The sequence below is a fragment of the Acinetobacter pseudolwoffii genome (assembly GCF_002803605.1).
GTDB lineage: Bacteria > Pseudomonadota > Gammaproteobacteria > Pseudomonadales > Moraxellaceae > Acinetobacter > Acinetobacter pseudolwoffii.
On sequence record NZ_PHRG01000005.1, the window covers coordinates 38,730 to 58,407 of the forward strand.

General features: G+C 44.4%; 18 protein-coding genes. 12 read left to right on the forward strand and 6 right to left on the reverse strand.

Annotated elements, in window-relative coordinates; translation table 11 throughout:
* Position 1 precedes the first annotated feature (1 nt).
* The 5 genes from CWI32_RS10590 (at position 2) to CWI32_RS10610 (ending at position 6,243) form a co-directional block, all read left to right on the forward strand.
* Positions 2–1,111, forward strand: a complete 1,110-nt coding sequence (locus CWI32_RS10590; protein ID WP_005170328.1) for a beta-ketoacyl-ACP synthase III — start codon at positions 2–4, stop codon at positions 1,109–1,111.
* Between the two features lie 26 nt (positions 1,112–1,137).
* Entirely contained in the window at positions 1,138–1,914 is a 777-nt protein-coding gene (locus CWI32_RS10595) for a 1-acyl-sn-glycerol-3-phosphate acyltransferase (RefSeq protein ID WP_100355380.1), read from the forward strand.
* 160 nt (positions 1,915–2,074) lie between these two features.
* Positions 2,075–4,081 carry a hypothetical protein gene (locus CWI32_RS10600; protein WP_100535267.1) on the forward strand — a complete coding sequence of 669 codons (2,007 nt, stop codon included), beginning with the start codon at positions 2,075–2,077 and terminating at the stop codon, positions 4,079–4,081.
* A gap of 89 nt (positions 4,082–4,170) precedes the next feature.
* Positions 4,171–5,886, forward strand: a complete 1,716-nt coding sequence (locus tag CWI32_RS10605; RefSeq protein ID WP_005097360.1) for an AAA family ATPase — start codon at positions 4,171–4,173, stop codon at positions 5,884–5,886.
* A gap of 30 nt (positions 5,887–5,916) precedes the next feature.
* Positions 5,917–6,243, forward strand: coding sequence for a gamma-glutamylcyclotransferase family protein (locus CWI32_RS10610; RefSeq protein ID WP_100535268.1), 327 nt, complete (start codon positions 5,917–5,919; stop codon positions 6,241–6,243).
* 260 nt (positions 6,244–6,503) lie between these two features.
* Here CWI32_RS10610 and CWI32_RS10615 read toward each other — a convergent pair whose 3' ends face one another.
* Positions 6,504–6,956: a DUF441 domain-containing protein gene (locus tag CWI32_RS10615; RefSeq protein WP_005097358.1), complete on the reverse strand. Its 453-nt coding sequence runs from the start codon at positions 6,954–6,956 to the stop codon at positions 6,504–6,506.
* 139 nt (positions 6,957–7,095) lie between these two features.
* Between CWI32_RS10615 and CWI32_RS10620 the strand changes: the two genes are divergently transcribed.
* Positions 7,096–7,806, forward strand: a complete 711-nt coding sequence (locus CWI32_RS10620; RefSeq protein ID WP_005097357.1) for a pseudouridine synthase — start codon at positions 7,096–7,098, stop codon at positions 7,804–7,806.
* Positions 7,807–7,845: 39 nt separating this feature from the next.
* Here CWI32_RS10620 and CWI32_RS10625 read toward each other — a convergent pair whose 3' ends face one another.
* From CWI32_RS10625 to CWI32_RS10635, 3 genes are all read right to left on the reverse strand, one after another.
* Entirely contained in the window at positions 7,846–8,289 is a 444-nt protein-coding gene (locus CWI32_RS10625) for a GNAT family N-acetyltransferase (protein ID WP_005097355.1), read from the reverse strand.
* A gap of 97 nt (positions 8,290–8,386) precedes the next feature.
* Positions 8,387–8,734 (reverse strand): type II toxin-antitoxin system RelB/DinJ family antitoxin, encoded by a 348-nt coding sequence (locus CWI32_RS10630; protein WP_100535269.1) that lies wholly within the window; start codon positions 8,732–8,734, stop codon positions 8,387–8,389.
* Between the two features lie 114 nt (positions 8,735–8,848).
* Complete coding sequence (locus CWI32_RS10635) at positions 8,849–9,757, reverse strand: pseudouridine synthase (protein ID WP_100535270.1); 909 nt, start codon at positions 9,755–9,757, stop codon at positions 8,849–8,851.
* Between the two features lie 125 nt (positions 9,758–9,882).
* Here CWI32_RS10635 and tsaE point away from each other — a divergent pair, with 125 nt between their 5' ends.
* From tsaE to hfq, 4 genes are all read left to right on the forward strand, one after another.
* Positions 9,883–10,362 carry a tRNA (adenosine(37)-N6)-threonylcarbamoyltransferase complex ATPase subunit type 1 TsaE gene (gene tsaE / locus CWI32_RS10640; RefSeq protein ID WP_005097351.1) on the forward strand — a complete coding sequence of 160 codons (480 nt, stop codon included), beginning with the start codon at positions 9,883–9,885 and terminating at the stop codon, positions 10,360–10,362.
* Positions 10,352–12,328 carry a DNA mismatch repair endonuclease MutL gene (mutL, locus tag CWI32_RS10645; RefSeq protein WP_100535271.1) on the forward strand — a complete coding sequence of 659 codons (1,977 nt, stop codon included), beginning with the start codon at positions 10,352–10,354 and terminating at the stop codon, positions 12,326–12,328. The genes tsaE and mutL overlap by 11 nt, the downstream gene beginning before the upstream one ends.
* Positions 12,329–12,334: 6 nt before the next feature.
* Positions 12,335–13,279 carry a tRNA (adenosine(37)-N6)-dimethylallyltransferase MiaA gene (gene miaA, locus CWI32_RS10650; RefSeq protein WP_100535272.1) on the forward strand — a complete coding sequence of 315 codons (945 nt, stop codon included), beginning with the start codon at positions 12,335–12,337 and terminating at the stop codon, positions 13,277–13,279.
* A 93-nt stretch (positions 13,280–13,372) separates the two neighbouring features.
* Complete coding sequence (hfq, locus tag CWI32_RS10655; RefSeq protein ID WP_074383259.1) at positions 13,373–13,906, forward strand: RNA chaperone Hfq; 534 nt, start codon at positions 13,373–13,375, stop codon at positions 13,904–13,906.
* A gap of 119 nt (positions 13,907–14,025) precedes the next feature.
* Here hfq and CWI32_RS10660 read toward each other — a convergent pair whose 3' ends face one another.
* Both CWI32_RS10660 and CWI32_RS10665 read right to left on the reverse strand, forming a co-directional pair.
* Complete coding sequence (locus CWI32_RS10660) at positions 14,026–15,333, reverse strand: peptidylprolyl isomerase (RefSeq protein WP_005170365.1); 1,308 nt, start codon at positions 15,331–15,333, stop codon at positions 14,026–14,028.
* On the reverse strand, positions 15,333–17,786 hold the full coding sequence (locus CWI32_RS10665) for an LPS-assembly protein LptD (RefSeq protein WP_100535273.1): 2,454 nt from the start codon (positions 17,784–17,786) through the stop codon (positions 15,333–15,335). The genes CWI32_RS10660 and CWI32_RS10665 overlap by 1 nt, the downstream gene beginning before the upstream one ends.
* A 121-nt stretch (positions 17,787–17,907) precedes the next feature.
* Between CWI32_RS10665 and CWI32_RS10670 the strand changes: the two genes are divergently transcribed.
* Complete coding sequence (locus CWI32_RS10670; protein WP_005170371.1) at positions 17,908–18,921, forward strand: aminoglycoside phosphotransferase family protein; 1,014 nt, start codon at positions 17,908–17,910, stop codon at positions 18,919–18,921.
* Positions 18,922–19,611 carry an N-acetylmuramate alpha-1-phosphate uridylyltransferase MurU gene (gene murU, locus CWI32_RS10675; RefSeq protein ID WP_100535274.1) on the forward strand — a complete coding sequence of 230 codons (690 nt, stop codon included), beginning with the start codon at positions 18,922–18,924 and terminating at the stop codon, positions 19,609–19,611. It begins immediately after the preceding gene.
* The last annotated feature ends 67 nt before the right edge of the window (positions 19,612–19,678 follow it).

The following is a 19,678-nucleotide window of genomic DNA, read 5'->3' on the forward strand; positions in this document are numbered from 1 at the left end:
CATGGGCATCCGCATTACGGGTACTGGCTTGTTCCATCCGGAAAATGTCATCACCAATGAAGAATTAGTTGAAAGTTTAAATGCTTATGTGGAACTGTTTAATCACGAAAATGCGGACAAAATCGCTGCAGGCGAAATTGAAGCGCGTCGTGGTTCTAGTGCAGAATTTATTGAAAAGGCATCTGGTGTCCAACGCCGTTATGTTGCGGAAAAAAGCGGTATTCTAGATCCGAAACGTTTACGTCCGAATTTACCTGAACGTGCAGATGATGAAATTTCACTGCAAGCAGAATGGGGTGTAATCGCAGCCAAGCAGGCGATGGAAAATGCAGGCGTGACTGCTGAAGATATTGATATCGTGATTTTGTCATGCTCGAATTTGCAACGTGCTTATCCTGCCGTTGCCATCGAGATTCAAACCGCTCTAGGCATTAAAGGCTATGCCTATGACATGAATGTGGCCTGCTCGGCAGCAACATTTGGTCTGAAACAGGCCTATGATGCGATTAAGGCTGGTGCGCGTCGTGTGTTATTGGTTAATGTGGAAATTACCTCTGCACATACCGATTTTCGTTCACGTGACTGTCACTTTATTTTTGGTGATGTGGCAACCGCTTCAATTATTGAAAACACTGAAAGCAAAACCGGTTTTGAAATTCTGGATTCCGAGTTGTTCACCCAGTTCTCGAATAACATCCGCAATAACTTTGGTTTCTTGAATACCTCTGAAAATGCCGACATTGATGACAAGCGTTTCCGTCAGGATGGCCGTAAGGTCTTTAAAGAAGTCTGCCCACTGGTTGCGAAAATGATTACAGCGCAACTGGAGAAGAATCAGATTGCACCGACTGGCGTGAAACGCTTCTGGCTCCATCAAGCCAATGCCAGTATGAATGAACTGATCCTGAAACTGGTGGTTGGCAAAGAAAATGCCAAACCTGGTCTGGTGCCGATGATTCTGAACGAGTTTGCCAATACTTCTTCTGCAGGCGTGATCATTGCATTACACCGCACTGCCCATGAAGTGGAAGATGGTGAATACGGCGTACTTTGTTCATTCGGTGCTGGTTATTCAGTGGGTTCGATTCTGGTTCAAAAACGTGTGGCATGATCCGCAATAAATAGAGAGTAGACAGATTGCAGGCCAAGCATGACGGGCAGTGGATCAGGCGTTTAAGTGCCTTCTCCAAGTTATATTTTACCCCGACATTTTTAGGGGCTGAGTATATGGATGCCAGTCGACCTGCAATGTATGTCGGTAATCATTCCATGTATGGCATCTTTGATGCGCCGATGCTGATTGATTACCTCTACAACGAACATAAGGTGGCTGTGGTCAGTATTGCAGATCATAGCCATTTTTATGTGCCGCTGTGGCGTGAAGCCGTGAAAAAGTTTGGTGCCATTGATGGAACACAAGCCTATGTGCGTGCTGCAATGCAGCAAGGCTATTCCATTCTGGTCTTTCCGGGTGGCGGTCGTGAAGTGCTCAAACGTCAGGGTGAGCAGTATCAGCTGATCTGGAAGCAGCGTTACGGCTTTTTAAAGCTGGCGCAAGAATTCAACTATGATCTTGTCCCTTTTGCCGCTCTCGGTGCGGATGAGGTCTATGAGATTGGCTTTAATGCCAATAAGATTATCCAGCATAAGTATTTTCAAACACTACTTAAAATACCACAACTCAATAAATTACTACGTCAGGGCGATGTGATTCCTTCTCTGCCCAAACACCTGTTGCCAAAACGCTTGCCCTTTTATTTTCAGTTTATGCCACGACTATCGATTGCTCAGGTGCAGACGCAAGAAGAGCTGGTTGAGTTTCGGCATAGCTTGCAACAGCATATTTATACGGGGTTGGCAGCGCTCACTGTGCAGCGTCAGCAAGACCAGCAGGCAACCGAATCCTCGTTGTAAATCCAAGTTGTGACATATTGAGATGCGCTATATTTAGAAGTCATCCTGCAGTGCTGTTTTATTGTGCGAGTACTGCCATAATGTATGGTCAAATAGTCACTGATCGATGATCGAGGGCTCAACATGATTCAATATAAAAATAAAATAAATAGGTGCGTATATGGAACAGGGTGATTGGGTAGCGCCGTTAAAATTGCTGGCACAACAATGTTTGCGGATTTCTCCGGAGTTGAACCAGCTTTATCTGGATCAGATGGCGATGATTGGTCATCTGACTGCACAAAATCTATTAAAAATTCAGCAGGGTCAATACCGGATTGAATTGCTGGACGGGTTGTTCTATATCCAGTTTTATACTGCATATACACTGGACTCCGGAACTGCACCCGTTTTGGTCGAGAGTCATTTTTATTTTCAGCAATACAAAGCAGAAGCGCTAGAGGAATTTTTTTTACAGGATATCTATTTCCTGACTGGGGACTTGAAACCGCAGCATTCGCTGTATTTACGTGACAAAGCCAAGCAATTACGCAAACTGATTCTGAACCAGGTCTATGAGGCGGTAAATGGCCCAGCACGGGTATTGGCATTCCTGCAACAGATGTCGGTGGTTCAGGCTGAGATTATTGATCATCATTTAATAGAGGCCGGGTTGTATACAACACCAGTCATGCAAAACGTTGTTCTGGACGAACAGGATATTCCCCCGCAAATTCTTGAAAGCTTGCAACAGGCTTTTTCTTTGGCATTTCTACAACAGGATGAGTTCCTGTCCATCCAGTCCTTAATGGATACTCTGGATGAATTCTGTTTTAGTGCCGCACAGTTTTTGCATCCGGCGACGTTTCGGATTATGTCCTTGTCTTTTGAAGAGCGTTTTAATTTACATGAATTGAATGATCATACTGATGATATCTGTTTGCTATATCGGCATGCCGAGGAGCAGAGCCACCTGCTCGGTTTTGTCCGTTTGATGAATCGTGAGGTCTGGCATCGTGATGACTTATTAGCCAAACAAAATTTTCTGGAAAATCATCTCTATTTATGGCAAAAAAAGGTGGCCCGATTACCACTATTTGACTGTCATCGTGCAGTGAACTGGATTTTCAGGCAACCAGCCGAAGTGGTGGACTGGATCAGTAGCAATATTCAGCACAGCAGCGTGCGGGTGGCAGTGACGGCCTTAAGTTTTGTAGACAGCCATCATATTCATCCGCAGATTATTCTGGCGACCTTACAATATTTTCAATATGTCTCAGCGCGACTGTTTATTCATAGCATGCATGAATATGCAATCCAGCATGACTGGTTTCAACATCAGCATAATCAGGCGGTGGTCTTAAAAGGTACACGCCAATCGATGGATGATCAGCGGATTGCCATCACTCCCTCGATTCTGTATCTGGACGAATGGATAGAACTGCTGCGTAACGTGGTCAAAATGGATGATCAGATCACCAAGAAAGTCTATTTGCAACTGAGCCGGGTGATGCAGGCATATATGCAGCATCTATATAAAATTACCACACATCTTCCAGAAGAAGTCTTGACCTATATTCAGCCTCAAAGCCAGCAGAATCGGGATTTCTATCATGTGTTGCAGCGCTATCGGATTCCTTTTGTCGAATTTAGACAGCTGTTTTATTTACACAGTGGACATGTGCGTGAGTCTGTATTTGACAGTTATGTGCGTGACTATCTGGTGGAATATTTTTCCAGTCATAACGAGATTCCGAAAAACCTCAGCTGGAGTGGATTATTCGCTCAGGCCGTGATCTGGCATGATCAGATTCAGAAGCAGGAAATGATGGCCAAGCTGAAAAAAGAGTTTGCGCTCGTAACTTGGTCACCTTTGACGCAGGCCTCATTTTTATTATATTTCAACTGGCGTTTTGAGGAGCTTAAAAATCTGGATCGTATTCTGGAAGAATCCAAGGTTTTCAGGAACTGTCTGGCTGCCAGTTATGCCCAGCAGATTATTGAAGGGCAATATGTGGCCTTTCGCATGTCGCATCCGGATGTGCGTTTACCTTTAATTCTGGGCTGTCGAATCGTCAATGGGCAAGTGATCTTCGATCAGTTGGAATATCCGAACAATCAAAAGGCAGAAGCTGAATATAGCAATATCGCGATGCATTTTATCAACTGGCTCAACTTGCAGGCTTAAGTGCAAGATTAAGTGGTTTTCCGCCATGACGCTTAACTTTTCTGCCAAAAATCGTTAGGCTATAGCCGTTCTTTCACGGTATTGCTCTTATGAAACAGGAAACTGCCCTTAAGTTACTCAAAGCAGGAGAAAATGTCTTTTTAACCGGTTCTGCGGGTGCAGGAAAAACCTATACGCTGAATCAATATATTAATTATTTAAAAGCGCGTAAAGTCGCCGTCGCGATTACGGCATCGACCGGTATTGCAGCCACGCATATGAATGGTATGACCATTCACACCTGGGCCGGCATTGGGATTAAAGACTTTTTGTCCGAAGATGACTTAAAGCGCATGAAAGAGCGTAAATACTTAAAAGAACATCTGGAAAATGCCCAAGTTCTGATTATTGATGAAATTTCCATGCTGCATGCCAAGCAGCTGAATCTGGTCAATCAGGTGCTGAAATATTTTAAGGACAGTGATGAAGCCTTTGGCGGTATTCAGGTAATTGTGGCCGGGGATTTTTTCCAGTTGCCGCCAGTCGGTAAGAATGACGAGCGTAATCGCGATAAATTCTGCTTTATGTCGGAAGCCTGGGTAGAAGCCAAGTTTCGGGTCTGTTATCTGACCGAGCAGCATCGTCAGGGCAATGATTATCTGAATGACATCCTGAATGCGATCCGTGCGCAGGCGATTAGCCATGAACATCGCACGGCTTTACAGGCAACCCGACATCAAGAAATCGGCGATACCTATACGCGTCTGTATACCCATAATATGGATGTGGATAGTCTTAACTTTAAACATCTGAATGAAATTGACAATGATCCGCGCCAGTTTGATGCCCAGTGTGATGGCAATGAAAAGCTGATTGAAACTTTAAAATCTTCAGTACGTGCACCAGAAGCCTTAACCTTGAAAAAGCATGCCAAAGTCATGTTTGTAAAAAATAACTTTGATATGGGCTATATCAACGGCAGTCTGGGTGAAGTGATCAGTTTTGAAGAAGACGATGAATATGGTGTGCTGCCCAAAGTAAAACTGACCGATGGCACGACCTTGGTGGTGGAGCCGGAAACCTGGTCGGTAGACAATGAAGCTGGTAAGACTATTGCCAGTTTCCAGCAAATTCCTTTACGCTTGGCCTGGGCGATTACCATTCATAAATCTCAAGGGATGACCTTGGAAGCAGCAGAAATTGATCTGAGTCATACTTTCGAGAAAGGTCAAGGTTATGTGGCGCTGTCACGGTTGAAAAGCTTAAATGGCTTACGTTTAAAAGGCTTTAATGAGCAGGCTTTGGAACTTGACAGTTTAGCGATTAAAGCTGATCGTCGTTTTCAGGAACTTTCTGATGAAGCCGAAGCGAATTTTGAAAATGTCGATTTGACTGCGCAGCATAAAGCCTTTATTCGTCACTGCGGTGGCACATTGAATGAAGCAGAAATCCAGCGCAATGAAAAGAAAATTTCCAAGAGTGGCACGAAGCAGAGTTATGCCACTGCCACACTGGATGAAACCCGAGCACTGTTTGAAGAAGGCTATGAAGTTGCGGATATCGCGACTGAACGTGGTCTGACGCCAGCGACAATCATTAATCATCTAGGCCGTTTACACAAAGAGCAGGGACTGGATATTTCGGTGGCTCATCCGGGTGAGGAAGTGGTGGAGCAGGTGCGTAAAATTTATAAACGCTTAACCAAACGTCAAAGTGCTGAGCATTTTAATGATGATGGCTCGATTAAGTTGCGCCCGATTGTAGAACTCACCACGCCTAAAATGGCCTATGACCAAGTCCGTCTGGCACTGTTATTTGTAGAGTAATCCCCGAAATGATCCTTCAGAACTTTTAAGATGCATAGTTTATTCGTATACGGCACGCTTCGTCCCCAGCAACCCAATGCCCATGTCATGGAGCGGATTGGGGGAAGCTGGAAAGCCGCTTATATCCGTGGGCATTTGCAACAGCGTGGCTGGGGGGCTGAATTTGGTAGCCCGGCCATTCAGCTCAGTGATTCGGGCGAGACTGTTCAGGGTTATGTATTTATATCTGAGCATCTTCCCCAATATTGGGAAGAGCTGGATGCGTTTGAAGGTGATGAATATCAACGGATTCCGGTTAAAGTATATTTGGAAAACGGCGAGATGATAGAAAGTTTGGTTTATGCCTTAAAAGATTAGGCTCGGATTTGTCATGCAGTAAATTTCAAATTTTTATCAGGTCACAGCTTGTTAAAGATCATTCTATTTTTTTGTATTGCCTTTATTTTAGCTTGGAAAGCTTATAACCAAGATGAATCTTCCGTTGATCTGCTGACATATCCTGAGCAAGCTTGAAACACTGCTTTAAAGCTTGGTGCAAGGTAATCAATAGGTGATCTGCATATTATAGGTCATGTGATGTATTTTTGAGAAATCTTTGCATACGGGTGATCTGAATATTATTGCGTACCAATCAATAAGGATAAAATCCCGGCTGCAATCAGCGGCCCAACAGGTACGCCGCGTAACACCGCCACACCTGCTACAGTACCAATCAATAAGCCCGCGACAATATCCGGTTGATTCGACATCAGTTTCACACCGCGGCCACCGAGCCAAGCCACAAAAACACCAATGGCAATGGCCAGTAAAGATTTCCAGCTGAGAAATGACTTGAGAATACTTTCTCCGGCAATTTTGCCACTCGCAATCGGTGCCAATACCCCGATGGTTAAAATAATAATTCCAATATTCAAACCATGTTGTTGTACATAAGGCAACAGGTCGTGTAGCGGGGTAATTTTAAGAACAATCAGTACCGCTGCAGCGATGGTGACAGCACTATTGTGACTGAATATACCACAGGCCAGTAATACCAAAAGAACCATCAAATTTAAATCGAGTTGTGACATGGGCGGGAGAGGAAACATGGAAAATGCCACCATTGTAGAGCGTTTCAGCTGGTGATACGAAGAAAATAAGCGAAGCAATCAATTTAGGTGTGTTTCAGGATAGAATGCACAACTCTTCACGCGATACAGGTTTAAGCAGATGCTATTGGAAAAAATGTTGCAGTCACAAGGTTTCGGTTCCCGCAAGCATTGTCAGCAATTGATTAAAAATGGTGCTGTTTCTATCCAGAATGAAGTGATTGATCATCCTAAACATAAACTGGATTTGAATGATTTAGACTTCGAGGTCTATGGCAAGGCCCATCGCTATCGAGAGAAAGTCTATATCGCTTTAAACAAACCGCAGGACTATGAGTGTTCGCATCAGGCCACGCATCATTTTAGTGTGTTTGATCTGTTTGATGAGATGCTGCTGAATCGTGGCATTCAATGCGTGGGTCGTCTGGATCAGGACACCACCGGACTGTTATTGTTGACTGATGATGGCCAGTTTCTGCAAGCGTTAACACATCCGAAAAAACATGTGGCCAAAGTTTATCAAATGCAAACGGCAGATCCAGTCACTGATGCTCAGCTACAGCAACTGGAACAAGGCGTTGAGCTACGCAATGAAAAAGGTATTTTTGCAGCCACTGAAGTGATACGTCTGTCTGAAAGCCGTCTGCAAATGAGCATTCATCAAGGGGTATATCATCAGGTGAAACGCATGCTGGCAGCCGTCGGAAATAAAGTCGAGCAATTGCATCGTGCTCAAATTGGTGCTTTGGCTCTGCCTGAGCTGGCTGAAGGAGAATGGATCTATTTAAATGCAGAACAGGTGGCTTTGGCAAAATTCCGTTCAGAAGAATAATTGAGTTATTCTTCTCAAGTTTATTTGAACGATCAGATTTTATCTCAGGAAACAATGATAGGTCTGAAACTCATTATCCTTAATAAATCCCATAGATTCATACAATTCATGCGATTGGTAATTGTTCTTTTGGGTTTCCAGGGTAATTCTTAAGGCCTGTTCATGTTTGGCAAATAAAATTGCAGTATCAATCAGTTGTCTGGCTGCACCCTGACGCCGAAATATCGGGGTGATATAGACATCATCCAGAATATAATAGGTCGAGCAGGCCACCGAAGAAAAACCCAGATACAGGATAATAAAGCCGGTAAAAGTATCATCTTTGGTATTAATGAAAATGACGGTCTGTCCATCTTCAAAACGTTGTTTTAAAAATTGGTAGGAGAGTTCGGGGTTAGAAGAGGTGCCATAAAATTGTCGATATTCATCGAATAATATCGCAAGCTGATTCAGGTCTGCTGATTGAGCGCGTCGTACGAGCATTGCATCCTCCATGCTAATTTTTTATTCATTATCAGCATCAAGCATAGCGAAATTTGTCAGTGGCAGGCTTTAGAAATTGTTCGGAAATGCGACAATGTTAAATTTTGTCGCTTTCGCCCAAAATGGCATTCAGTTCTTCAAATAAATCCAGATGATCATCATCGAGCTGGATTTCCTGATCATCCAGTCCATTCAACGCCGGACTTGCACCAACCGCGTGCTCGTTTTTAGCTTCACTCTGTTTAAGTTTGCGCAGGCGGATCAGCTGTTCCAGATTGATATTCTGGTTTTCAATCGAGAAGGGAATCGATTTGGTCAGTACCACCTGTTTGAAAAAAAGACGTACGGCCTGAGCCGGCGTAATCCCCAATTGCTTAAATACTGCAAAGGCTTGCTTCTTTTCTTGCGAGTCCAAGCGAACCTGATAAACCTCAGTTTTTCTCATAATATTTTCAAAGCTTTAAATTACTTAACTTTTCGCATTTATTCTAATCAATTACTTTTGAAATTCAATCCTAAAGCGACCGATTTTAGAAAATAATCTGTAATGACAAGCGATTTACAGTGTCAATTCAAGTCTGGAGCTAAAATCCATCGTCTGTTGCGTGATTGGATCGATGAATTGAATGTGTTTGGCCAGCAAACTCAAAGGTGTGGAAAAGTCATCATCGGGCTTGTGCGCGACTTGCGGATAAAACGGATCATGCCGAATTGGAATGCCCAGATGATTCAGATGTACCCGTAATTGATGCTGTTTGCCGCTATGCGGTTTCAGCTCGTATTTGGCCCATTCGGTATCATGTTCCAGCAGGTCAATCGCCGTTTCGCTATTTGGTTCACCCTCGATCACTTGCATGGTATAGAAGGGTTGGCCTTTTTGCATTCTTAGTCGTGTGATGAGTGGCAAAGTCAGATCAGCCTTGTATGCTGCAATGGCGTGATAGGTCTTCTGAACCTGACGTGTGGCGAACATCTGCTGATACAGGCCACGTGATTCTACACATTTGGAAATCAGCACCACACCTGCCGTTTCCCTATCTAACCGGTGGATAGGAGTCAGATGCTCATTACCCGTCTGTTTTTTAAGACGAACCAGCAAGGTTTCCTGTACATATTGCCCGGTCGGACTCATGGTCAGAAAGTGCGGTTTATCGATCACCATGAAATGCTCATTTTCAAATAAAATCTGATGTTGAAAAGGAACATGCACTTCATGTGCCAGAAAGCGATAATAGAAACAATGACTATTGGCCTGAAATGGACTTTCTGTGCTTAATTGATGGCCCTGCGCATCATAGACCAGACCTTTGGCGAAACGGGCTTGCCATTCATCTGCTGCGATATGCGCAAATTGCGTGCATAAATAAGCAAAAACTGTCGGGGGTGCATCTAGACTATCCTGCAAGAACACTTTACTGGCACTGACCCCATTTAACATGGGCGGATTAAACTCAACAGTCGGATGCATGGCAGGCAGATCAACCTCTCAGAAACAGAAATGGTGAAAAAATACAGTTTCTCACACAGGTGAATAGGCTTTTAAAGCGTGGCGATGCTATCATATTTATTCTTTTGCATCATGTCGTGAGTAATATGCCTTATTCATTTAATGTCACTTTAAATCATGAAGACGATACCCAGAAACTGGCCAAGGTTCTGGCCGAAAATTTCCCTGCGGGAGTCGTATATCTGATCGGTGATTTGGGGGCAGGAAAAACGACTTTAACGCGCTATTATTTGCAACAGCTGGGTCATCAAGGTTCGGTGAAAAGTCCGACTTATACGCTGGTCGAACCGTATCAGATCAATGGGCAGGATATTTTTCACTTTGACCTGTACCGTCTGAATGACCCCTATGAACTCGAATTGATGGGAATCCGGGATTATCTGGAAACTCCGAATGCGCTATTTTTATTTGAATGGCCCTCCAAAGGTGGCGATGAAATTCCGCAAGCTGACCTGATTATTGAAATTTTAAAATCTGAAGATGAACTGACCCGTACTGCAAGCCTGATTTCCTCTAATCTTGCTTTGCGAGAGGCTTTGGAGCGTCAATTTTCACATGTCGAATGATTTAAGCCTACGCCGTATCCGTGCCCTTGATCCTGCGCTGGCCAACCAGATTGCTGCAGGTGAGGTGATTGAACGTCCGGCATCCGTGGTCAAGGAATTACTGGAAAACTCGATTGATGCGGGTGCGACCGAGCTGATCATCCGGGTGGAACAGGGTGGCAGTACCTTAATTGAAATTATGGATAACGGCCGTGGTATTCATGCTGAAGATCTGGCATTGGCCGTCATGCGTCATGCCACCAGCAAAATCCAGAGTGCCGATGAGCTGTATGCGATCAGCAGTTTAGGCTTTCGTGGAGAAGCGCTGGCATCGATTGCAGCAGTCTCACGCCTGACCATGATCAGCAGTCAAAATGAGGATGGCATTGGTTATCAGGTAGAAGTAAACGGTACGGCTTTTGATCATCAGCAGATTCAAGCGGTCGCGGCTTCGAAAGGGACGCATATCCGGGTTCAGGATTTATTTTTTAATGTGCCTGCGCGGCGTAAATTCTTAAAGAAACCGGGCACTGAATTTGGCCACATTGAAGAAATTGTACGCCGTATGGCACTGACGCATTTTGATATCCGGTTTGTGCTGGAACATAATGAAAGCATCAAGCTGAATTTACCCGTGGCGGACAGCGGTGCTTTACGTTTCCAGCGGGTACAGCAGTTATTGGGTCGTCAGTTCACTGAAAATGCTTATTGGATCGATGCTGACAGTATAAACATGCGTTTATCAGGCTGGCTTGGTCATCCCTCAGATGCGCGTGCACAGGCCGACTTGCAATATGTCTATGTCAATGGCCGGATTGTCAAAGACAAAACCATTTCTCATGCCTTGCGGATGGCTTATGATGGCATTTTGCATGGCCATCAACATGCGGCTTATTTGCTGTTTTTAGAAGTTGATCCTGAAAATGTTGATGTCAATGTCCATCCCACTAAGCATGAAATTCGCTTTCTGAATCAGCGTGAAGTACATGAGTTTGTACGGCATTATGCCAAAGAAACTCTGGCACAATTCCAGACGGCAACTGCTGATTTAGCAACTGCGATGAAAGTTGATGATGAACCTGTTGCACTTGTACCGCAACCGCGTTATCAGGAACAGTTTAGCCTGCACCAGACTGCGCATGCGCAGCAGCAATTATCCTCTAACCTACCTGTAGCTGCTAAAGATGAAAATGAGGCATCGGATGTACTGACCGACTTTGAATCTTCGCGGCCACAAACGGTACATTATGCGCGAGACTATAATGCGTCTTATGCAGGCTCGCAGCAGCTGAATAATGCCCTGCAAAGCTATCTGGCACCGCTGCGTGATCAAGCCTCTGCCTATGAGCCACAAGTTGCAGAGCAAGCCTTGCAAAGTCATATACAGGCCAAAGTCGATGAACATCCACTCGGGATTGCGATTGCCCAGTTACATGGGATTTATATTCTGGCACAAAATACCGAAGGGCTGATCATTGTGGATATGCATGCTGCCCATGAGCGGATCGTCTTGCAGCAAATGAAATCGGCTTGGGATAAACCTGAATTCTGGACATCACAGCAATTGCTGATTCCCAAAGTGGTCAACATCACTCGAATGCAGGCGATGCGGGTCGAAGAACTCAAAGGGCAGTTAATGCGTTTGGGGCTTGAAATTGACCAGTATGGTGATGAACAGGTGATTGTGCGTGGCGTACCTGCCATTTTGCACAAAGCAGATTTTGATGCACTGATTCCCGAGCTGTTAAATGATCTGGATCCGAATGATCAGGTACAGGGTCTATTGCAGAAACGTGACCAGATTCTGGCAGGTATGGCCTGTCATGGTGCAGTACGTGCGCATCGCATTTTAAGCCTGTCTGAAATGAATGCTTTATTGCGTCAGATGGAACACACTGAATTTGCCAGTCAATGTAATCATGGCCGTCCGACTTGGCGCGCTTTTCCATTGAATCAACTAGACAAACTTTTTGCTCGAGGAGAGTAGTTTTACATGTCCAATCAATTGCCGGTCATCAATTTAATGGGGCCAACTGCAAGTGGTAAAACCGCTTTGGCATGTGAACTGTATGAGCATGGAAAATTCGAGCTGATTTCGGTCGATTCTGCGCTGGTTTATCGGGAAATGGATATTGGTACAGCCAAGCCTTCTAAAGAGGAACTGGCGCGCTATCCGCACCATCTGATCGATATTATCAGTCCACTCGAAGTCTATTCTGCGGCAAACTTTGTTGAAGATGCTTGCCGGTTAATTGATGATATTCATGCACGTGGTAAAACACCGATATTGGTGGGCGGAACCATGCTGTATTTTAAAGCCTTACTTGAGGGGTTGTCAGATAATCTGCCCAGTGCCGACTATACGATTCGTGCTGAAATTGAAGCCAAAGGCGAGCGAGAAGGTTGGGAGGCTGTTTATGCAGAATTAAGTGCCGTAGATCCCGTTGCTGCGGAGAAATTCAAGGTTAGTGACAAGCAGCGTATTATTCGTGCCTTAGAAGTGTTTAAACTGACCGGTGAGCCGATTACAAAACTACAGGCAGAGCAACCTAAAAACTTACCATATCGTTACAGTTTTTATAACTATGCACTTATGCCAGATCGGTTAGAATTACACGGGCGTATTGAACAACGTCTGCAAATGATGTGGAAAAACGGTTTTTTAAATGAAGTTGTTAGTTTAATTGAAAAATACGATTTTAATGAAAATCTACCTTCTATGCGTTCGGTAGGTTACCGTCAAGCTATAGAATTCTTAAAAAATGCTGACAAAACCAAGGAAAAGCAACAGGAAATGGAGGATAAAGCTTTATTTGCGACACGACAACTTGCAAAACGTCAATATACGTGGCTGAGGTCTTTGCAAGAAAAGCATAAATTTACAACATATTTTACGCTACAGCAGGCTCAACAAGACTTGCGAAACTGTCACGGATAAAGCAAAATTTAGGGACTATCTTTTTTATAATTTTTAATTGAAAAATAGAGATAGTTTTTGCGCTGATTTTTAATTTTTTTTTGGAGTTATAACATGTCTAAAGGTCAAACTTTACAAGATCCATTCTTGAATTCTCTCCGTAAGGAACGTATCCCAGTATCTATCTTCCTGGTAAACGGTATTAAATTACAAGGTCATATCGAGTCTTTCGACCAATACGTGGTTTTATTAAAAAATACAGTAAGCCAAATGGTTTATAAGCATGCAATTTCAACTGTAGTGCCTGCACGTAATCCTCGTCCTGCTGGTGCGCCTGCTGGTCCACAAGGTGCTGGCTTTGGCGGTCAAGGTGCTACCGGTGGTTTCGGTGGCGGTCAAGGCGCTGGCTTCGGTGGTCAAGGTGGCTTCGGTGGCGGTCAAGGTGCTGGCTTTGGTGGTCAAGGTGGCTTCGGTGGCGGTCAAGGCGCTGGCTTTGGTGGTCAAGGTGGTGGCTTTGGTGGTCAAGGCGGCTTCGGTGGCGGTCAAGGTGCTGGCTTCGGTGGTCAAGGTGGCTTTGGTGGTCAAGGCGCTGGCTTTGACAACGATACTAAATTTGAAGATACTCAAGACGACGAAAATAATCGTTAATCGAGTCTGAAAATTAAAAAAACCTCTCATCGAGAGGTTTTTTTATGCCTGTAAGTTTTGCATGGATAAAAATTAAAAAGCCAGCAATCTAGCGCTGGCTTTTTAAAATGGATCTGGGCTTAACGATTACGTTTAGGATCCAGTTGTGGATCTTTGATTTCTACATAGGCATTGCTACGTGTTTCACGTAACCAGCTGTCCAGCTCGGCATCAAACTGACGTTCACCAAGTAATTGACGGGCCATACGTTCTTGATATTCCTCTGTCATATCCTGTTGACGTGTTTCGCTGACTTGCAGGATATGCCAGCCAAACTGGGATTGAAACGGTTTACTGAACTGCCCCACTGGGGTGCTTTTCATTTGCTGTTCAAACTCAGGCACCATTACCCCAGGGCTTACCCAGCCAAGACTGCCACCATCACGTGCTGAACCGGTATCATTGGAGAAGGTTGAAGCTAAAACAGTAAAATCTTCGCCTTGTTGCAGGCGGCTATATAAACTGTCAATCATCTGTTTGGCATTTTCCGGACTGACTACTTCAGAGGGTTGAATCAGGATGTGACGGGTCAAGTATTGAGGAACCAGGGCTTTTTGTTCGCCACCTTTACGTTCTAGTAGCTTGAGTACATGTACCCCATCAGCAACCGGAATGAGTTCAGAGGTTTGACCTGGCTGTAGGGTCGTGACACGTGCAGCCAGTTCTGCCGGAATTTCTGACAGGCTTCTCACGCCCATGTCAGCAGCTTCGACTTTAATGCCGCTAGTGCTGTATTTTTTGCTGATCGCCTGAATATCATTGCTGTTATTCAGCTCTTGCTTTACCTGTGTAGCAATCTGTTCAGCATTTTCGCCGCTTACACGTAAATGCAGCACATGTACCTGACTGCCGAGTAAAGCCTGACCTTGCGGGGTATTTAGGAAGTTTTTAACATCCTGGTCTGTGATTTGAATCCGTGAAGTCACGACTTGTTGACGTAAACGATTCAGCGCTAAATCTTCCGCAATACGGTTGCGTAAAGAAGCATAGGTATTGGGCGCCATGGCATCCAGTTTTTGCTGGAAAGCTTCCAGACTGGTTGAGCCCGAATCACGGGCAACTTTCAGTACTGCGTCATTCAGGGATTTTTCATCGGGACGAATATTGTAGCGTTTAACTTGTTCAAGTTGTGCCTGACGAATAATGAGCTGCTCTAAGGCTTGTTGCTCAAGAAATTGTTGGGGTGGAACTGTCTGATTTTGCTTTTGCAGCTGATGAGAAATCTCGGCCACACCTTGAGCCAGATCACTACGCAGAATGATACTATTGTCGACCACAGCTACAACTTCATCTTTAGGTTGGGCAACAGCAAACGTCGTCATCGCTGAAGAAAGGCATAGCGCAAGTGCAGTCGCTTTAAAAATTTGTTTTAACTGTTTTGTCTTCATTAACGTTCTGTCCAAGTTTGATTGATATTGTTAAAACCTAGAATGCGATTTTCTAGTAATGAGGTGAGTTTGCTGCTTAACCCACCTAAGCCTTTCAGGCTGACCTCGGCCATAATGGCGCGTTTGGCTTTGACGTTTGAATCATTAACGTCGTCTAAGTCATTGTAATATGAACGACCATATACAGAAACTCCCCAACAGCATGACTCATAGTTGACCCCAAGTAAATATTCTCGTGCGACACTATTGTCGAGGTCAAACTGCGCATGTCCTACCAGACGCCAGTTGTTGGCAAGCGGCTGAATAAAGGAGCCGACGATATGATCATAACGGTCTTGACGGTTCGGAATGTCTTTACGATAGAAATAGCCGACGTTGTATAGATTGCCCTGATCGCCAGTATAATAAACCTGCACATCACGCTGCGCATTTTGACCATTCGACATCCAGCTGGAGTTTAAATTGACATGGACATTATTCGATAGCTGACTGGTGAGCTGAATGACAGGCCCTGTATGGCTTTCACGGTCATATTTGTCTGCATCCTGTTCCAGTGTGACACGGCGATCTTCAAAGAAGAAACTTTGACCGACACTCGCACGTAGGCGTTCCAGACCTTCTTCATTAAACAGGCTATAACTCAGGCCTAAAGAGGCAAAGTTGTTGTCTTCCAGGCGGTCGTTGCCATAGAAGCGACGTGCACTGAAAAGCTGATCATAATTAATCGAAGCGACGACTGAGTCAAAGTTAGGTTGATTCTGCTGGTTTTCATAAGGTGAATAGGCATAGAACAGACGAGGCGTTAAGGTCTGTAAATAGGTGCCTTCTTTTTCGAAAATTAAGCCGGTGTCCAGCGTGAATTGTGGCACCACAATGGACTGGCTTTCACTAGAACCACCACGGTCTCGGGTTTTCTCATCATAGAAGGTATTGATGTTGCGTACAGATGCTTCCGGAATAAAAAACGACCACGGGTTATAGTGATTATAACGCACCGAAAAGTCGTTATAGATGCGGGTGCCACTTGGTTGATAAATCTTGTCATCATTTTGAGGGATATCAGCAAAATTTCTCAGGTCCTTCTGGAAATAAGCAGTATCGTTATTAAACTCAAGCTGTAATCCGAGTGGATTGCCAGTTTTATAATTGACTAAAAGCTGCGGCAAACGTGCATAAGGACGATCTTCATCCAGTACAGTGGGATCGAGTGTCTGGAAATCTTCGACTTTGAATTGTGCCTTTAAGCCGGGAATACCATTTTTATAATTGACTTCCCAGGCGCGGCGCAGGTTCAAGTCAGTTTTTGAGTTCGGGTTATTGTCCAGGTCGGCAAAGTAATCTTTGTCTGAGGCGTAATTATATTCCAGATTGGTCGAGAACTGATCGTTGATCTGCCAATTATGCAAGTAATGTAAGCTTTTACGATCCTCATTATCATAACTTTCATCCGAAGGTAGATAGCCACCCCAGATGCGACCTTCACCATAATTTTCTGTCAGATAACGGAACTCGCCATCTAGCATGGCACCACGATCACCAATATAGCGCGGAGTGAGGGTAGCATCATACTGTGGGGCCAAATTCAGATAAACAGGAACACCGAGTTCAAGTCCGCCATCATTGGTAAAACCAAAAGTTGGCGTCAGAATGCCGGTAGTACGGCGGTCATCAATCGGGAAGTTGAAATAAGGGATTGCCAATACCGGAACGTCTTTGACATACAGTTTGGTATTGCGGGTTTCACCACGTCCGGTTTCCTGATTCAGCTTGATCTTTTCTGCCTGTATTTTCCAGGTCGGCTTTTGCTCAGGCGGGCAGGTAGAGTAAGTGGCATTTTCCAGTTCTATGGTATCAGTCGATGTTTTGGCAATCTTTTCTGCACGACCGTGGGCATGTTGCTGCTCTGCAATATAGAAACTGTTGTTTAAATCGCCCTGTTGGGTTTTTAAATTATAATTAATATCATCACTTTGTGAGATCAGACCGCCTTGTGCTAACTGTACCTGACCTGCTGCTTTGGCATAGGTCTGGGTCTGATCAATGGTCACTCGTTCGGCACGGACTTGACGACCTTGCTGATCAATAACCACATTGCCTTCCAGATAGGAGTCGCCTGCCGGATTGTAATGTCCATAATCGGCGGTAATGGTTGAGGTGGCTTGGTCTGGCGCAATAGTCGCTGCATCTGGGGCGATCGGGGTAACCCAGGCACCTTCACAATAAGCCGAACTTAAATACTGTCCCTGGCGTTGCTGCGCTTCAGCCGAGGATTTATCGACATAGTATTGTGAAAAGAAGGCTTCACCTGGATAGGTCTCATTAATGCGCTGTTTGAGTTGTTCTGCATTTACATCGGATGAGACAGTTGATGCAGCATAGCTTGAGGCTGAGCTGCCACATAAAAGGGTTAAGATCGCAGTCGCTAGAGGGTTGATTTTAAAGTGATGCTTCATTTGTCTCATTAACCAATCATGCTTTTATCGCAATTAATTATTGTCGCATCATAGAGAAAAAGTTGATAAGTAGCTACACTTAGCACTTTAAAAACTCAGCCTGTATTAGAATTAATTGCAAATGAATACACAACGCGAACAATTGATACAATCTTGGATTGCCTCTGTACTCGGTTCAGATCAATTTGAAACTCATTTTTTAGCAGGTGATGCCAGCTTCCGTCGTTATGCACGAATCAAACTGAATAATAAAACATTTATGCTGATGGATGCACCACCAGAAAAAGAAGATTGTGTGCCTTTTGTGACGATTGATGAATTTTTTGATGCGCATGGCGTGCGTGTTCCGCATATTGTCGCCAAAGATCTGGAAAATGGTTTTTTGCTGCTCGAAGATTTTGGCGATGTCCTGCTTTCCAATCTGCTGAATGAAGAGACGGTGGATGCTTATTATGAGCAAAGCTTTAAGCAGCTGATTCAACTGCAATCAATTGCTGGAGAAGGACATTTTCCGGAATACTCTTATGAAAAACTGATCTCGGAAATGCAGCTGCTGACTGACTGGATGTTGCCAGCCTTAAAGATCCAGCCGACTGAATCAGAAAGTGCCTTGATCAAACGTAGTTTTGCGATTCTGGCCAATGCAGCGCTGGCGCAGCCACAAGTGATTGTGCATCGTGATTTTCATAGCCGTAATCTGATGAAAATTGACAATGAAACCGAACTCGGTGTGATTGATTTTCAGGATGCGGTGATTGGTGCGGATACCTACGATCTGATCTCGATTACCCGTGATGCTTATGTGCAATGGAATGCTGATCGTGTCTATCGCTGGTTTGAAGCCTTTTATAATTTATTGCCAGCCTCAGCCAAAGAAGACCGTGATTTTGAGCAGTTCAAGAAAGATGCCGATATGATGGCGATTCAACGTCATATCAAAATTCTGGGTATTTTTGTGCGTCTGTTTGAACGTGATGGTAAGTCCGGTTATTTAAAAGATTTACCACGGGTGATGTGGTATTTATTAGAAGAATCTAAACCTTATCCAGAATTGCAGCCTTTTATGCAGTTTATGCATGAAAAAGTGATGCCGGCTTTTGAAGCAAAATATGGTTCATATGAGGTGGCTGCCTAAATGAAAGCGATGATTTTAGCCGCAGGCCTCGGTAATCGTATGCGGCCTTTAACGCTGCATACCCCAAAGCCTTTGCTTGAAGTCGGTGGCAAGCCGCTGATTGTCTGGCATATTGAGAAACTGACTGCGATTGGCGTGACTGAAATCGTGATCAATACTGCATGGCTCGGTGAAAAACTGGCACAAGCCCTGGGCGATGGCTCACAGTTTGGCGTAAAAATTCTGTGGTCACATGAAGGTGAAGGTCTGGAAACGGCAGGCGGGATCATTCATGCCTTGCCGCTTTTGGGTAATCAGCCTTTTATCCTATTAAATGGTGATGTCTGGACCACAATGGATTTTGCACCTTTATTAGATGTTGATCTGAACGATAATTTGGCACATCTGGTCTTGGTCGAAAATCCGCAGCAACATCCAGAGGGTGATTTCACCCTTGCAGAAGGGAAGGCTTATACCTTTGATCAGCAGGTCGAGGGTGAAAACCTGACTTTTAGCGGTGTATCCGTCATCAGTCCAAAAATGTTTGAAGGCTTAGAGGCTGGAAAGCGTCCTTTGGCACCTTTATTGAAGGCAGCGATGCTGAATCATCAAGTGGTTGCCTCTAAACTGGCAGGTATTTGGGTAGATGTCGGTACGCCTGAACGTTTAACGGCACTGGATTTGGCAATCCGTGAAGCTAAGTCTGTTTAAGTGAATATTCACTAAGCACTGCCTACTATGACAAGATATAGAAAACGGTATACTTCCACCTAACTTT

Coding starts and splice junctions, on each gene's coding strand:
- CWI32_RS10590 (WP_005170328.1), top strand. CDS start 2: ATGGGCATCCGCATTACGGGTACTGGCTTGTTCCATCCGGAAAATGTC.
- CWI32_RS10600 (WP_100535267.1), top strand. CDS start 2,075: ATGGAACAGGGTGATTGGGTAGCGCCGTTAAAATTGCTGGCACAACAA.
- CWI32_RS10605 (WP_005097360.1), top strand. CDS start 4,171: ATGAAACAGGAAACTGCCCTTAAGTTACTCAAAGCAGGAGAAAATGTC.
- CWI32_RS10610 (WP_100535268.1), top strand. CDS start 5,917: ATGCATAGTTTATTCGTATACGGCACGCTTCGTCCCCAGCAACCCAAT.
- CWI32_RS10615 (WP_005097358.1), bottom strand. CDS start 6,956: ATGTCACAACTCGATTTAAATTTGATGGTTCTTTTGGTATTACTGGCC.
- CWI32_RS10620 (WP_005097357.1), top strand. CDS start 7,096: ATGCTATTGGAAAAAATGTTGCAGTCACAAGGTTTCGGTTCCCGCAAG.
- CWI32_RS10625 (WP_005097355.1), bottom strand. CDS start 8,289: ATGCTCGTACGACGCGCTCAATCAGCAGACCTGAATCAGCTTGCGATA.
- CWI32_RS10630 (WP_100535269.1), bottom strand. CDS start 8,734: ATGAGAAAAACTGAGGTTTATCAGGTTCGCTTGGACTCGCAAGAAAAG.
- CWI32_RS10635 (WP_100535270.1), bottom strand. CDS start 9,757: ATGCATCCGACTGTTGAGTTTAATCCGCCCATGTTAAATGGGGTCAGT.
- tsaE (WP_005097351.1), top strand. CDS start 9,883: ATGCCTTATTCATTTAATGTCACTTTAAATCATGAAGACGATACCCAG.
- mutL (WP_100535271.1), top strand. CDS start 10,352: ATGTCGAATGATTTAAGCCTACGCCGTATCCGTGCCCTTGATCCTGCG.
- miaA (WP_100535272.1), top strand. CDS start 12,335: ATGTCCAATCAATTGCCGGTCATCAATTTAATGGGGCCAACTGCAAGT.
- hfq (WP_074383259.1), top strand. CDS start 13,373: ATGTCTAAAGGTCAAACTTTACAAGATCCATTCTTGAATTCTCTCCGT.
- CWI32_RS10660 (WP_005170365.1), bottom strand. CDS start 15,333: ATGAAGACAAAACAGTTAAAACAAATTTTTAAAGCGACTGCACTTGCG.
- CWI32_RS10665 (WP_100535273.1), bottom strand. CDS start 17,786: ATGAAGCATCACTTTAAAATCAACCCTCTAGCGACTGCGATCTTAACC.
- CWI32_RS10670 (WP_005170371.1), top strand. CDS start 17,908: ATGAATACACAACGCGAACAATTGATACAATCTTGGATTGCCTCTGTA.
- murU (WP_100535274.1), top strand. CDS start 18,922: ATGAAAGCGATGATTTTAGCCGCAGGCCTCGGTAATCGTATGCGGCCT.